Origin of the sequence: Novimethylophilus kurashikiensis (assembly GCF_003112435.1) — a bacterium.
Lineage (GTDB): Bacteria > Pseudomonadota > Gammaproteobacteria > Burkholderiales > Methylophilaceae > Novimethylophilus > Novimethylophilus kurashikiensis.
Genome location: NZ_BDOQ01000002.1, coordinates 146,135 through 160,759, shown reverse-complemented (window position 1 = coordinate 160,759; position 14,625 = coordinate 146,135). Strand labels below are relative to the sequence as shown.

12 protein-coding genes are annotated in these 14,625 nt (G+C 55.4%); 10 read left to right on the top strand and 2 right to left on the bottom strand.

Features of this window, described 5'->3' with window-relative positions; all coding sequences use genetic code 11:
• Window positions 1-293 precede the first annotated feature (293 nt).
• The 9 genes from NMK_RS02000 to gluQRS are packed head-to-tail and all read left to right on the top strand — an operon-like array spanning window position 294 to window position 9,000.
• Window positions 294-1,250 (top strand): chemotaxis protein, encoded by a 957-nt coding sequence (locus NMK_RS02000; RefSeq protein ID WP_109014087.1) that lies wholly within the window; start codon window positions 294-296, stop codon window positions 1,248-1,250.
• Window positions 1,251-1,271: 21 nt separating this feature from the next.
• The gene (locus NMK_RS01995; protein ID WP_109014086.1) at window positions 1,272-2,201 is read left to right on the top strand and encodes a chemotaxis protein; all 930 of its coding nucleotides are present in this window, start codon (window positions 1,272-1,274) and stop codon (window positions 2,199-2,201) included.
• A gap of 38 nt (window positions 2,202-2,239) precedes the next feature.
• Window positions 2,240-2,629, top strand: a complete 390-nt coding sequence (gene cheY / locus NMK_RS01990) for a chemotaxis response regulator CheY (RefSeq protein WP_109014085.1) — start codon at window positions 2,240-2,242, stop codon at window positions 2,627-2,629.
• Window positions 2,630-2,639: 10 nt separating this feature from the next.
• Window positions 2,640-3,401 carry a protein phosphatase CheZ gene (gene cheZ, locus NMK_RS01985; protein ID WP_227871324.1) on the top strand — a complete coding sequence of 254 codons (762 nt, stop codon included), beginning with the start codon at window positions 2,640-2,642 and terminating at the stop codon, window positions 3,399-3,401.
• Window positions 3,402-3,450: 49 nt separating this feature from the next.
• Complete coding sequence (locus tag NMK_RS01980; protein ID WP_109014083.1) at window positions 3,451-5,346, top strand: chemotaxis protein CheA; 1,896 nt, start codon at window positions 3,451-3,453, stop codon at window positions 5,344-5,346.
• A 31-nt stretch (window positions 5,347-5,377) separates the two neighbouring features.
• Window positions 5,378-6,592 (top strand): EAL and HDOD domain-containing protein, encoded by a 1,215-nt coding sequence (locus NMK_RS01975; RefSeq protein WP_109014082.1) that lies wholly within the window; start codon window positions 5,378-5,380, stop codon window positions 6,590-6,592.
• A gap of 12 nt (window positions 6,593-6,604) precedes the next feature.
• Window positions 6,605-7,804 carry a PilT/PilU family type 4a pilus ATPase gene (locus tag NMK_RS01970; RefSeq protein ID WP_109014081.1) on the top strand — a complete coding sequence of 400 codons (1,200 nt, stop codon included), beginning with the start codon at window positions 6,605-6,607 and terminating at the stop codon, window positions 7,802-7,804.
• Window positions 7,805-7,817: 13 nt separating this feature from the next.
• Window positions 7,818-8,108 (top strand): DUF3301 domain-containing protein, encoded by a 291-nt coding sequence (locus NMK_RS01965; protein WP_265415754.1) that lies wholly within the window; start codon window positions 7,818-7,820, stop codon window positions 8,106-8,108.
• Window position 8,109: 1 nt separating this feature from the next.
• The gene (gene gluQRS / locus NMK_RS01960) at window positions 8,110-9,000 is read left to right on the top strand and encodes a tRNA glutamyl-Q(34) synthetase GluQRS (protein WP_109014079.1); all 891 of its coding nucleotides are present in this window, start codon (window positions 8,110-8,112) and stop codon (window positions 8,998-9,000) included.
• A 10-nt stretch (window positions 9,001-9,010) separates the two neighbouring features.
• On the opposite strand, the gene NMK_RS01955 is transcribed toward gluQRS, so the two are convergent.
• Complete coding sequence (locus NMK_RS01955; RefSeq protein ID WP_109014078.1) at window positions 9,011-11,173, bottom strand: methyl-accepting chemotaxis protein; 2,163 nt, start codon at window positions 11,171-11,173, stop codon at window positions 9,011-9,013.
• Between the two features lie 298 nt (window positions 11,174-11,471).
• Here NMK_RS01955 and hslO point away from each other — a divergent pair, with 298 nt between their 5' ends.
• Window positions 11,472-12,341, top strand: coding sequence for an Hsp33 family molecular chaperone HslO (hslO, locus tag NMK_RS01950; RefSeq protein WP_109014077.1), 870 nt, complete (start codon window positions 11,472-11,474; stop codon window positions 12,339-12,341).
• Here hslO and NMK_RS01945 read toward each other — a convergent pair.
• The gene (locus NMK_RS01945) at window positions 12,338-14,479 is read right to left on the bottom strand and encodes a putative bifunctional diguanylate cyclase/phosphodiesterase (protein ID WP_227871342.1); all 2,142 of its coding nucleotides are present in this window, start codon (window positions 14,477-14,479) and stop codon (window positions 12,338-12,340) included. The two genes, hslO and NMK_RS01945, sit on opposite strands and share 4 nt — an antisense overlap.
• Between the last annotated feature and the right edge of the window lie 146 nt (window positions 14,480-14,625).

The window sequence follows — 14,625 nt, the reverse complement described above, 5'->3', positions numbered from 1 at the left end:
TGTTCAATCTAAAGTATAGTGTCAAAATGCCGTTGCTAATGCTTGTTTGAAGATTGAAAAATAGATCCTGGGTCATTAGCCATCTGAACAACTGCATCCAGACTCTAACAATAACAAATGCCGAGTTAGAAAATTTAAGTGATAGGTCTACAGTGTCCACATTTCAGAAAATTAGATCAGGAATTGCCTCAGCTACAGCACTCGGCCTTTCCCTCAATGGCCATTCGAGTGCATAATTAAGGCCTAAAAACACAATAAATACCTAGAATGCCTGATACTCACGGAGCACCGAGATGTCCGAACTACTGAAGCGCATTGACGCTCGCACCAAGCTGGCCGGCTCTAACAAGCTGGAGATGCTACTTTTCTCGTTAGGCACGGACGAACGTACAGGTCGGGAAGAAACCTTCGGCATCAACGTTTTCAAAGTGCGCGAAGTCATGCGCATCCCCCAGATCACCCACGCACCTGATATGCCGCCTTCGGTCGAAGGCATGGTCAGCTTGCGCGGAGTTCTGGTGCCGGTGGTCGATCTCATCAAATACGTGGGCATCCACAACTCCAAGGCACCCCAGATCATGATTGTGACCGAATACAACGGTCACACCCAAGGTTTCCTGGTCGAGAGCGTGGACACTATTCTCCGCATCGACTGGTCTGCCATGAAGGTACCGCCAGAAATGCTTACGGCACAAATGGGTGGCCTTATCACTGCAGTCACCGAGCTCAAGGACGGCCGAATCGTGATGATGATGGACGTCGAGAAGATTCTGGCGGAAACCTCCAATTACGTAGACGATGCGGCGATTTCCTCGCTCAAGCCGATTCCCGTTGCAGGCAAAACAATATTCTTTACGGATGACTCTGTGGTGGCACGCAAGCAAATCGAAAAGGCCTTGAACGCCCTCGGAATTGCAAGTGTCTCCGCCACCAACGGCAAGGAAGCCTGGCAAGAATTGCTGAAGATCGCCAACCGCTGCGACGCACTGGGGCAGAAAGTCATCGATAACATCCAATTGGTGTTGACCGACGTGGAAATGCCCGAGATGGACGGCTATGTACTGACGCGCAACATCAAGAGCGACCCACGCTTCGCCGGTATTCCGGTCATCATGCACTCATCGCTCTCGAGCGAAGCCAATGCGCATCTTGGGCGGTCGGTGGGCGTAGATGAGTACGTGCCGAAGTTCGAACCCCATAAGCTGGCAGAGGTATTGAGCCGTATGCTGGTCACCAATCAAAACGCCTAAGTCTCTGGGAGAAACGAGCCCATGTCAGAACAAAACTCACTTCTGGACGATGTGGATGCCCGCACCAAGCTTGCAGGCTCCAATAAAATGGAGATCCTGCTGTTCTCGCTGGGAACACACGAAATCTTCGGCATCAATGTATTCAAGGTCCGTGAAGTCACGCACACGCCATACATCACAAAAACACCCAACGTACCGGCAGGTGTTGAGGGATTCATTTCATTGCGTGGCAACATCATCCCGGTAATATCCCTCACCAACTTCATTAGGTTGGGTAATGATCACAAGTGCACCAACGCTACGCTGATCGTGACTGAATTCAGCCGTCACACACAGGGTTTCCTGGTGGATAGCGTAGACCGCATCATTCGAGTCGACTGGGATAAGGTAAAGCCTCCGCAAAACATGCTGGGCGGCAACGAAGGCATCATTACCGCCATTACAGAATTGCCTGACGGACGCCTGGTATCCATTCTAGACGTAGAGCAACTGCTGGCATCTGCCATTGGGGAAGAGGTCATCCCCGAAATCGCAGCACTTGAATCCGATGACGAGCGCTTCATTTTCTTCACTGATGACTCCTCGGTAGCGCGCAAAGCCATTGTGGGTGTACTGGATCGATTGGGCGTCAAGCACCAACAAGCTAGTAATGGTCACGAAGCCTGGGAAAAACTGAAATCCCTCGCAGCCCGCGCACAGCAAGACGGCCGTCCCTTACACCAGACTTTGCGATTGATTTTAACTGACGCGGAAATGCCGGAAATGGACGGCTATGTGCTTACAAAGAATATCAAGAGCGATCGCCGCTTCGAGGGAATTCCCGTAGTCATGCACTCGTCGCTCTCATCGCAAGCCAATCGCAATATGGGGATGCAGGCCGGCGTTGATACTTACGTGGCCAAATTCGACCCGCTCATCCTGGTCGACACGCTACGCCCGTTGCTGGTTTAATTATTGTTCAAGTTTAGAGATCGTCACGGAGCAACTTAATGCCTGACAAAAATATGAAATTCCTGGTGGTGGACGACTTCTCAACCATGCGCCGAATCGTTCGCAACCTGCTCAAGGAACTCGGCTTCACCAACGTCGATGAAGCAGAAGACGGTGCAGTTGCCCTCACCAAGCTGAAAGGCGGCAATTTCGAATTCGTCGTCAGCGACTGGAACATGCCCAATATGACCGGGATCGAGTTGCTGAAGGCGATCCGCGCCGATGCTGAATTGAAGCATTTGCCTGTCATGATGGTGACTGCCGAAGCCAAGAAAGAAAACATCATCGCTGCTGCACAAGCCGGAGCTAACGGCTATGTGGTCAAGCCGTTTACGGCAGCGACCCTGGAAGAAAAGCTCAATAAGATTTTCGAAAAACTGGGCATTTGAGGAGCAAATAGTGAGCACGGAATCAGGGGATACACCAGAACTCGAAGCGCTGTTTGACAGCATCATCGGCGCTAACGAACCAACGCCGGAACCGCCGCCGCCTAAGGCAGAAGCGCCTGTTCAAGCAGAGCCCGCAATAACTGCGGTTGCTGCAGCACCGGTCAGCGACAGCACAGACGTTTATGCCCAAGTGGGGCATCTGACGAGAAAGCTACACGACACGTTGCGTGAACTGGGATATGACCGCTCGATCGAAAAAGCTGTCGGCAAGATGCCCGATGCTCGCGATCGCCTCAACTACATCTCCACGTTGACGGAACAAGCAGCCGTCAAGACGCTAAACGCCACAGAAAACGCCAAGCCGCTACAAGAAGCGCTGGAAACCAACGCGAAACATCTGTCTACCCGTTGGGATCAGATGATGAGCGGCCAGCTCAATATCGATGAGTTCAAGCAACTGGTGGGTCAAACCCGCGAACACCTGCAGGATGTTCCGCTCAAGACTAAGGCCACAAATGCCCAACTGATGGACATCGTCATGGCCCAGGACTACCAGGACTTAACCGGTCAGGTGATCAAAAAACTTGCAGAAACAGTGCAGCAGCTGGAAAACCAGCTCCTGCAAATGTTGATCGCCAGCGCATCAGAAGAGAAAAAACGCGAAATGGGCGACAGCTTGCTGAACGGCCCTGTGGTCAATGCAGAAGGCCGAAGCGATATCGTCACGAGCCAAAACCAAGTGGACGAATTGCTGGAAAGCCTAGGCTTCTAAGATACCAACCATTAATAACAATGACTGACTTGTCGTTTAAGGAAAGACCATGAGTGACTTCGCCGGCATGGAAGACATGCTGCAAGATTTCCTGACGGAAGCTTCCGACCTGCTTGCAGGCGTCGATAACAAACTGGTGGAATTGGAAAAACATCCGGAAGACCACGATCTCCTGAACGAGATTTTCCGTGGATTCCATACCATCAAGGGCGGCGCAGGCTTCCTCAATGCGAATGAAATGGTCGCGCTTTGTCACCGCACCGAAAATCTGTTTGACAAGCTACGAAACGGCGAGCTTAAGCTCAACCCAGGCATCATGGACGTGATCCTCGCCGCCACAGCAATCGTACGTGAAATGTTTGGCGAGCTCTCGCAAAATCGTCAGCCCTCGCCAGCAGACCCTGCCATTCTGGCTTCCTTGGACGCTGTTCTTTCAGGTGAAGCGATGCCTGCTCTTGCAACGGCCGCGCCAGCTCCCGCCGCACCCGGCTTGTCCCAGTCTATCCTGGCGCCTTCTGCTGCTGTAGCAGCAGAACCGTCTAATGCCGCAGAGGGTCCGGATTGGACAGGTATGTATCATGGATTGCTTGGCACCGCACCGGCTCCAGCCGCTACGGCAGCCCCAGCGGCCGCGCCCAGTCATCCCCTTGCAGGCGCAGCAGCCGACTCGACGACGCCCGTAGGCGCTTCCATTACTCCGGCTCGCACGGCCCCCAAGACGGCCACCTCGCCCGCAGCTGTTGCCGCATCAAAGGACACCTCCATCCGCGTCGATACGGCACGCCTCGACCAGGTGCTGAACCTTTCCGGCGAAATCGGCCTGACCAAGAACCGCCTGACCTGCATCCGCACTGCGATGATGCAAGGCAAGATTGACCACGATAGCATCAAGGACCTCGACGAAGCCGTCAGTCAGCTCGATTTGCTCGTGGGCGACCTGCAAAACGCTGTCATGAAGACGCGCATGCAGCCCATCGGTCGTCTGTTCCAGAAATACCCTCGCTTGGCACGCGACCTCGCACGCCAACTGGGCAAGGATGTGGAACTGGTGTTGTCGGGTGAAGATACCGAAATCGACAAGACCATGATCGAGGACTTGAACGATCCGCTCGTTCACCTCATTCGTAATGCTGTGGACCATGGTGTCGATAGTCCCGAAGAGCGTCAGCTTGCCGGGAAATCAGCCAAGAGCTTGATTCATCTTTCCGCCGAGCAGATTGGCGACCACATTGTCATCGAGATTTCCGATGACGGTCGAGGTATCCGTCCCGATGTCATCCGTGGGAAAGCCATGGAAAAGGGCTTGATCGACGCCGAAACCGCCAATTCGCTGGACGAGCGCCAAAGCCTGCAATTGATCTTCCTGCCGGGTTTCTCGACCAAGGATCAGATTTCCGATGTTTCAGGTCGCGGCGTCGGCATGGATGTGGTGAAAACCAACATTCAGCGACTCAACGGCCGCGTGGATGTCACTTCCGTAGTCGGACAAGGCACAAGCTTCCGTATTCTGCTGCCGCTCACGCTAGCCATCCTACCCGTGCTTATGGTGCGCCTGGGCGAACAGCCTTTTGCCGTGCCCTTGTCGATGGTACGCGAGATTATTCCCATTCGTCCGGAAGACGTACAGCGCGTTTCCGGCAAAGCGACCATGGTGGTGCGAGAAGAAGTATTGCCCATCCGTACCCTCGCCAGCCTCATCGGCTGGCAGCAGACGACCGTGCCGGCATTCGGCGTGCTCATGCAAACCGGCGATAGCACCTTCATCATGGCGATCGACAGCTTCATCGGCCAGGCCGATGTGGTGATCAAATCCCTGCTCGACATCAAGCCAAGAGGCATCGCCGGCGCCACCCTGACTGGCGACGGAGCCATCGTCCTGGTACTCGACATGGATGAGCTGCTTCGCATGCAAACCCAGGATACGCAGGCTGCCCTCTTCGCCTGACCCTAGACACCGCAGATAACAAACTAAATTAATGCAGGATAACCAGGCCTTTATCGGGCGCCAGCCTATTCTCAACGCTGAACAGCAGATCGTCGCCTACGAGTTGCTGTTCCGCCACAACGCCAATACCGACACGAACGTCATCGAGAATGACGTTCGTTCGTGCACGCAAATTCTTGTCAACACGCTCAACGACATGGGCACCCAATGGTTGTTGGGGGACAAGCAGGCCTTTATCAACATTAACGGTGAAGTACTGATGGGCGAGTTCATCGAACTCCTGCCCGCCAAACGCATCGTGTTGGAACTGATGCCTGGTTTGACCGTAGATGAGGCCTTGATCCAACGAATTGCGGAACTGCGCGGCAAAGGATTCGGCGTTTCTCTCGCTACGATTGAGGATCAGGGATTATTGTCCTTGTTGCCGCATGCCGATTACATCAAGCTCAATATTGCAAAGTTGGGTCTGGATAAAACTCTGGCCCTGTTTGGGAAACTACAAGGGCGAAGTATCAAGGTCATCGCAGAAAACGTCGAAAGCCGCCACGATTTCGATGCCTGTAAAAAAACCGGTTTCAAGTTGTTCCAGGGCTTTTATTTCGCTCACCCTGAAACCCTCACGGCCAAGGTCATCCATCCCGCATACGCAGTGGTGCTCGAAATCCTCAACATGGTGTCGAGAAAAGCCGAGATCAAGGAAATCGAACTCGCCTTCAAGCACGATGTAGCCCTCTCCTTCAAGCTGCTGCGCTATATCAACTCCGTGGGGTTCGGCCTGTCGAGCGAAATTCAATCGATTCGCCACGCCATTACCATCCTGGGTTACGATCAGCTCTACCGGTGGCTGACGCTGCTCATGGTCACGGCTGGTGAGAATTCAGCTCCGCCGGCCCTGATGAAGACTGCAATCACTCGCGGACGTTTGACCGAACTGCTGGGTGCTGGATACCTAAGCAAAAAGGAGCGCGAAGACCTATTCATCGTGGGTGTGTTTTCCCTGCTCGATGCCATGCTGGAAATGCCCATGGATCAGGCGCTGGACAAGCTCAACCTCCCAGAAGCCGTCACAGAGGCCCTGCTGCAGCATACCGGCGTTTATGGTCCATTTCTGCAATTGGCAGAAGCCTGTGAAGGCGCCGATGTAGATAAAATCCGCACGCTGGCGGATTCGTTGATTATGGATCCGGAACTCGTTAACAAGTGCCATATCGAGGCGCTGTCCTGGACTGAAGGACTGGGCATTTAAAAGGATTTCCCCATGAACAACGACCAGGCACTCGCTTACATGCACGGCTTGCTGCGCATGATGCTCGATAGAAAAGCCTCCGACTTGTTCATCTCGGCCGATTTTCCGCCGTCGATGAAAATCGACGGCAAGATGACTCCCGTAGCCCCGCAAAAGCTCACCGGCGTACACACCAAAAGCTTTGCCTATGCGCTGATGAACGAAAAGCAGCGTAACCAGTTCGAGCAGGAAAAAGAATGTAACTTTGCCATCTGGCCCAAGGAAATCGGCCGTTTTCGGGTGAATGTATTCGTCCAGCAAGAAAACGTCGGCATGGTGTTGCGTACGATCACCACCAAAATTCCAAATTTCGACGAGCTGGGCCTGCCTCAGCAGTTGAAAGAGGTCATGATGACCAAGCGCGGCCTCATCATCCTCGTCGGTGGCACCGGCTCAGGCAAATCGACAACGCTGGCGGCTCTGATCGATTATCGGAACGAGCACTCCTACGGCCACATCATCACTATCGAAGATCCGGTCGAATACGTTCACAGCAGCAAAAACTGCCTTATCACGCACCGCGAAGTCGGGCGCGACACATTGGACTGGTTCCCCGCACTCAAAAACACCTTGCGTCAAGCGCCGGACGTAATTCTGATCGGCGAAATCCGTGACCGCGAAACCATGGAATTCGCACTCAATTTCGCCGAAACCGGCCATTTGTGCATGGCTACACTGCATGCCAACAGCGCAAACCAGGCGATCGATCGCATCATCAACTTCTTTCCAGAAGAACGGCACGCCCAGCTGCACATGGACCTGTCGCTCAACCTGCGCGCCTTCGTCTCGCAGCGGCTGGTGCCCAAGAAGGGCGGGGGTCGGTGCGCGGCTATCGAAATCCTGCTTAATTCGCCACTGGTGGCCGACCTCATCCTTAAGGGCGAGACCAACATGGTCAAGGAGGCTATGGCGAAATCGGTCGAGTTGGGCATGCAGACCTTCGACCAAGCGCTCTTCAATTTGGCCGAGGAAGGTCGCATCACAGAGGACGACGCCTTGCGCAATGCCGACTCGATAAACGAGCTGCGCCTCAAGTTCAAGTTGCACAGCAAGACTTCGAAGGTGCAAGATGCCTCCGATCGCATCGCGCATCTCTCGCTCCACGAGGATGAACCGGAAGAGGAAGAAGCGCCCTCCACTGAAACATCACCACCCGCAAAACCTGCTGCCTGATTTGGAACTCTCATTGCTCATTACGGCCTTGGCCGCCGCCTGGTTTTGGCTCGACAGCCTGCATGCCCGCGATGTAGCCGTCGCAGCAGGCAAGCAAGCGGCTGATCGCTACGGGCTGCAATTCCTCGACGATACGGTAGCCTTTGCCAAGCTCTGGGCTGCCCGCGATGCCGACGGACGTATGCGCTTTAAACGCACCTATCATTTCGAAGTCAGCGATACCGGCACCGATCGGCTTCCGTGCCGTATCATCCTCCTAGGCAAGCACATCGAAGCGCTGTACATCCCGCCCCACAGGGATTGAGATGTTTCGAGGACGCTTCGCCCCGTCACCTACCGGCCCCCTGCACTTCGGCTCTCTCGTTGCCGCAGTAGCAAGCTATCTGGACGCCCGCAGTTGCGGAGGCGAATGGATCGTTCGCATGGAAGACCTCGACCCGCCGCGAGAGCAGCCGGGGGCGGCCGATTCTATTTTGCGAACACTGGAGACCTACGGACTGGAATGGGACGGTCCGGTGTTGTACCAGAGCCGCCGTAGTGAATTTTACGAGGCGGCCCTTGCAAAGCTCGTCTCACTGGAATCGCTCTACCCTTGCGCCTGCACTCGCAAGGAAATCGCCGACTCGGCGTTACCTGGAATCGAAGGGCCTGTATACCCCGGAACGTGCCGCCACGGCTTAGGAGGACGCGAAATGCGCGCCTGGCGGGTCAGGACCAATCAGCAAGAAATTGCATTCGAGGACGCCGTTCAAGGTCCGCAATCACAAATCCTCGAACGCGACATCGGCGACTTCATTCTCAAGCGCGCCGATGGCTTGTATGCCTATCAATTGGCAGTAGTCATCGACGATGCAGAGCAAGGTATCACCCATGTCGTCCGCGGTGCGGATTTGCTGGATTCAACGCCGCGCCAGATTTACCTCCAGCAGCTACTGTCGCTACCACATCCGATGTATGCGCACATTCCTTTGGCCGTTAACGCGCAGGGCGAAAAACTGAGCAAACAAACCCTTGCAGCCCCCTTGAAGGGTGATTCTCCAGGGCGCGCACTCTGGCTTGCCCTGGACTTCCTGCAGCAGCAACCGCCTCAGGAATTAGCCGGCGCCAACCTGGGCGATCTCTGGCCATGGGCGCTTGCCAATTGGCGTCTCAGAAACATCCCAAAAGCTCGCGCTCTGCCGGCCCCAACGCTGTAAGCCAACATTTCTAGAGTGCAGGCGCATCTTGCTGCGATTGCGAAGTCTGGAACTGATCGGCCAGGCGCTTCAACTTTTGCGACGTCTGACGAGCCCTCGTTACGCTTGAATTAAGCTCATCCAGCGCAGATCGCATCGATTCCGTCACCTCGGCCACGCCCTGAACACGATTGCCGTAAGCATAGGCGCTTTGGGCGATGTCGTTGATGAGTTTGAACATACGCTCCAAGATCTCATGCGTACCGCCGTTGTCGGATGCCGCAGCCTCAGCCAGCCGTAAGCCTTCTTCCATCCCGGAGCTACCCCGCTCCATGATGCTGACAGCCTCGCGCGCCTGTCCCTGCACGGTCTGGATCATCTGATCGATCTCAGTAGTGGCACCGCTCGTTCTCTCTGCCAGCTTGCGCACCTCATCTGCGACCACGGCAAATCCGCGCCCCGCCTCCCCAGCCCGTGCCGCTTCGATGGCCGCATTAAGCGCCAGCAGGTTAGTCTGGTCGGCGATTTCGTTGATGACCTGGACGATGCGACCGATCTGCTCGGTGCTGTCGCTCAAGCGACGAATGGTCTGCGAGGATTGATCGATCGAGGTCCGGATGTCTTGCGTACGGTCCTGCACCAAGGCGAATTGCCTGCGACTGTTCTCGACCGCTTGCTCCATGGCAGCTCGGATTTCCGTCGTTGTCGCAGTAGCTGTATCGATGTCCGACATCTGCTTTTGCAGAGAATCCAGAATCTCGTGCACCGCATTCAGCACCTGTGACGTCGCTTTACTAGCTTCCAGGTTGCGTTGCTGCATCTGCTGCTGGTTGGTCGTCATCTCTTCCGTCGCAAGCACCACCCGGCTCACGGTGCCGTCCAGCGTATCGATAAAGCTGTTGACCCATTGTGCCATCACCGAAGGTTCGTCGGTCGCGGCCGATGATCGCTCGAAGCGCTGCGCCAGGTTGCCCCCGCCTTCCGCCAGGCTGCGGATTACCTTGGCCATCTGACGCAAGCGATCCGTCATCGGGCTTAATGCAAAGCGATAGAATGCCAAAGTACCAAAACACAATAGGCCGAGGTTAAGCAGCTCGTTCTGGAGCCGGTTCAGCTCGAACCAGCTACCGACCCCCACGCTGGCAAGCCAAGTGCCGAGCACGATGGTGAGATAGCCTCGCAGCATGCGGAAATTGACCGACCGGAAGCGAAAAGCCTCTTCCAGGTCTGCCTCGCACATCATGCCCCAGGTATCCTTGGAGCCCGGCATCTTGAAGGTAATACCCTTGCCTATCACCGGAATATGGCGGTAATCGGAGTATCCGGGATACGTCACAAACAAGTTCTGTCCGTTGCGTATGGTTTCGCGCACACCAGGATGAAGCTGGCCCGTCGCCGGATCGTTGAAGATCAACTCCAGTTCGGTGTGATTCTTCACCGTGACCGTACCGTAAGCAGTGCGCACGCCCTGCTTGAGGTTATCGCCCAGGCTGAAGGTGCTGTCCTCGAAGCGCGAGCGAGAGAGTGCCGTACCAGGTTGGATACCTGGATCGAACATCGATTTGACCATGAACAAATAGTTGTCCCCGGATTCGATGAACACGTGCCCAGCCTCGCGCTGGATCAAATCACCCAGCACATCGTTCGGCACTCGGCCGCACAGGCAACCTACAACCTGGCCGTTTTGCTGCAACGGCAGGTAGAACATAAGCGTCACCGCATCGTGAAAACGCGATGTAGAAGGCCCGATGGCCACGGTTTGCGGATCGACGTAGGGACCATGCAGGAACTTGGCCTTCAGGCCTTCCGCAAGCGCGGCCGAAGGCAAATCTCGCTGACCGATATGCTTGGCGTAGGTCGAGACCAGGACTTGGCCTTCGGTATTGACGATGAAAAGCTCAGAGAAGTCGCTCGAAGAGGATTGCTTGCTGGCAAACGCCGTTTGGTCCAGTGACGGGAAATCCTTCAACGCCTCGGTCGCAAGGTTTTCCAAGAACTCCCAATGTTGAGCAGCCCAACCTTGAAGAATTTTCACCCGCGTATCGGCGATTCCCTCGAAAGTCTGCTCCAGTACGGGGTAACGCCGGCGGTTGAGGTAGCACGCCCAACGCATGCTCATTTTTCCGGTCTTGCCAAACCAAGGCAGCCACGCACGCTCTGCCGAAGACAAGCTCATTCGATTACTTTGCAACATCTCCACTCCTTTGTGTTGTAAGAAAAGCCTTGCGCCGTTGCAAAACCTTCTCAATTTCTGTGGGGATTTCCCTACATTTAATGAAGAGCTAAAGCAGCATCTGTGCCAGAGATAAACACCCTATGTTCAACGTCGCCAGAAACACAAACGCCCAATACAGGTGCATCCGCCCCATGGCAATTGATACATGTACCTTTTTGGTGCATTCCCTCTAATCGGCCTCCGTGCTTATGCGGACAGAGCCAATACGAGAGAATGGTATGATTAGAGGTTTCCCATTTATGCAGGACGAAGAATTTTGTCTGACGTTTTACAGCGCTTCGTGTTTGAAGCAACCCCAATTCGTGGTGAAATCGTGCACCTCGACCAGACTTGGCGCACCGTACTCGAACGCCACCACTATCCCGAAGTCTTGCGCGACAAGTTAGGCGAACTCATGGCGGCCGCAGCTTTGCTGGCTGCAACGCTCAAGCTGCGCGGATCGCTCATCCTTCAAATCCAGGGTAGCGGACCAGTTTCACTGTTGGTAGTGGAATGCACGGGAGACATGACCATGCGCGCAACTGCCAAGTGGGAAGGAGAATTACCCCAAGGCGGACTGGCGGAATTGGTCGGTAGCGGCCGATTCGCCATCACCTTGGACCCGCAGGATGGTAGCCAGGCATACCAGGGCATCGTTGCGCTCGAAGGCAACAGCGTGGCGGAGATTCTGGAAAACTACATGCTGCGCTCCGAGCAACTGGACACGCGCCTCATCTTGAGTGCTAACGACAAACAGGCGGCCGGGATGCTGCTGCAAAAGCTGCCGGGCAAGCCGGATCAAGATGAAGACGCGTGGAATCGCGCGGGAAAATTTCTCGAGACCGTCACGCCGCAGGAACTCATGGAGTTGGCGCCGGAAACCCTGCTGCACCGTCTGTTCCACGAGGATGACATCCGCGTGTTCGAACCCCAGCCAGTATCGTTCTACTGCCGCTGCTCGCGTTCAGGCGTCGCCAATATGCTCAAGATGCTAGGCAAGGAAGAAGTGCAGAGCATTCTCGAAGAGCGGTCCAACATCGAAGTGAATTGTGAGTTTTGCAACCAGCAGTACACCTTTGACTCGGTCGATGCCGATCAGCTTTTTTCAAGCGATTACGACCTGCCCGGCAGCCAGACGCGTCACTAGACTATCGCTGGCTCAATCAGCAGCCGCTCGAAAGCCTCGCTTGTGAGCGGCCTGCTGAAAAAATATCCCTGCAACTCGTCACAGCCCATGCTGCGCAGATGATCGTGTTCGTAGCGGGTTTCCACCCCTTCTGCGATCACCTTGAGCCCCAGGCTCCGCCCCAACGCGACAATGGCGTTCAGAATGGGCTTCTTCGCTGGTTCCTGTTCCAGGTTATCGACGAATGACCGATCAATTTTCAGCCGGTCCACAGGAAAGTCCTTGAGATAAGCCATGCTTGAATAGCCGGTCCCGAAATCGTCGATCGCCAGGCACACGCCCAGCGCCTTCAATTCGTGCAGGGTATCGACGAATTTCCGCGCGTCCAGCACCAAGGTGCTTTCGGTGATTTCAAGCTCCAGGCAATGCGGTGGTAGATCGACAGACGCCAACGCACTGCGCACGGATTCGACGAAGTGTGGTTGCCCGAATTGGCGCGGCGAGACGTTGACGGCAATAGGAATATCGCGGCCCAGACGTTCGCGCAATTCATGAGCCTTGGCACATGCCTCGCGCATCACCCAAGCACCGATCTCTTCGATCATCCCGGTCTCTTCCGCTACGGGGATGAACTTGAACGGTGGGATCATCTCACCCCCTTCCGGCTGCCAGCGAATCAACGCTTCAGCACCATTGACCTTGCCGGTAAGGAAATCCATCTTAGGTTGGTAATGAAGCACGAATTCCTTGCGCTCGATCGCCTGGCGGAGACGATATTCCACGCTGAGCCGCTCGATCAAAATATCGTTCAGCGCCGGGGTATAGAACTGCAGGTTGTTGCGCCCCGCCCGCTTTGCCTCGTACATGGCGGAATCGGCATGCTTGAGCAGAGTATTGGGGTCGCGTCCGTCCTGCGGGTACATGCTGATGCCGATGCTGCAAGACACGACGAAATCGCGATGATCGATGGTGCAGTTCTCCGACACCGCCGCGAGAATACGCTGCATGCTGTGCGAGATGTCCTCGACCTTGTGGATGTTGGTGAGCAGGATCACGAACTCGTCCCCGCCCAGCCGCACCACAGTGTCGCTTTCACGCACGCTGTCGCTCAGCCGCTTAGCCATCTCGACCAGGAGCCGGTCGCCCATGTCATGGCCCATGCTGTCGTTGATCAGCTTGAATTGATCGAGGTCGATGAAAGCCACGGCGAGCTGAGTGCCGCTACGTTCCGCAAGCGAGATGCACTGTTCCAGCCGATCGCTTAACAATGAACGGTTAGGCAAGCCGGTCAACCCATCGTGGGTCGCCTGGTATTCGATCTGCTGCTCGAAGCTCTTGCGCTCGGTGATGTCTTCTACCGTGCCTTCGAAAAACAGTAGCTTGCCGTCCGCATCCAATACTTGGCGGGCGTTCTCGCTGATCCAGATGATATCGCCGTACTTGCGATAGACCTGCGCCTCGAAGTTCTGCACCCGGCCTTGGGCGCGCATGATAGCGACGAATTCATTGCGCTTGTTGTGGTCGACGTAAAGCTGGTTCTGGATATCCGAGATGCCCAGCCGCAGATCGTCCGGCGAATCGTAGCCGTAGATGCGAGCCAAAGCGGGATTGAAGTTGAGATAGGTGCCTTCCGGGCTAGTCTGGTAGATACCTTCCAGCGCGTTCTCGAATATGGACCGGTAGCGCTCTTCGGCCTCTCGCGCCGCCTGCTCGCTGAGCTTGAGTCGGGTAATGTCCTGGATGAAACCTTCCAGCGCCTCCACCCCACCCTGCTCGTTGCGCAGCGTGGCGCCGCGTTCCCATACCCAACGCACACTGCCATCGGCATGCAGGATGCGATACTCCACATCGAAACGATCGCCGTGCGCGATTGAAGCATCAATGCTGGCCCTGACCCTGGCCCGGTCATCGGGATGGGTCAGACGGTTGTAGGAAATACGGCGATTGAAAATGAGGTCGTCGGCATCGTAGCCGGTGACTTCCTTGCACCCTTCGCTGACGAAAATCATGCTCCAGTTCTCGTCGCACAGGCAGCAGTAGGCCAAGCCGTCGAGATTACTCAGGAGCGAATCCAGCATGCGCGTCCTGTCCTGAAGCAATTGTTCCAGGACGGGCGTCAGCGGCAAAGAGGGAAAGACTTTCCCCAGTCCGCCATCCACTTCTCGCAAGATACTGTCGTCGCAATAAGAATTCATGCCGTAGGGACAAGCAACATCTATACCGAAATATCGCCTTACAGCATTTCCTTACTTCCGAGCGCCATCCTCAAAAGATTACCTGCCACTTACCGCCTTTGCGGCACCAT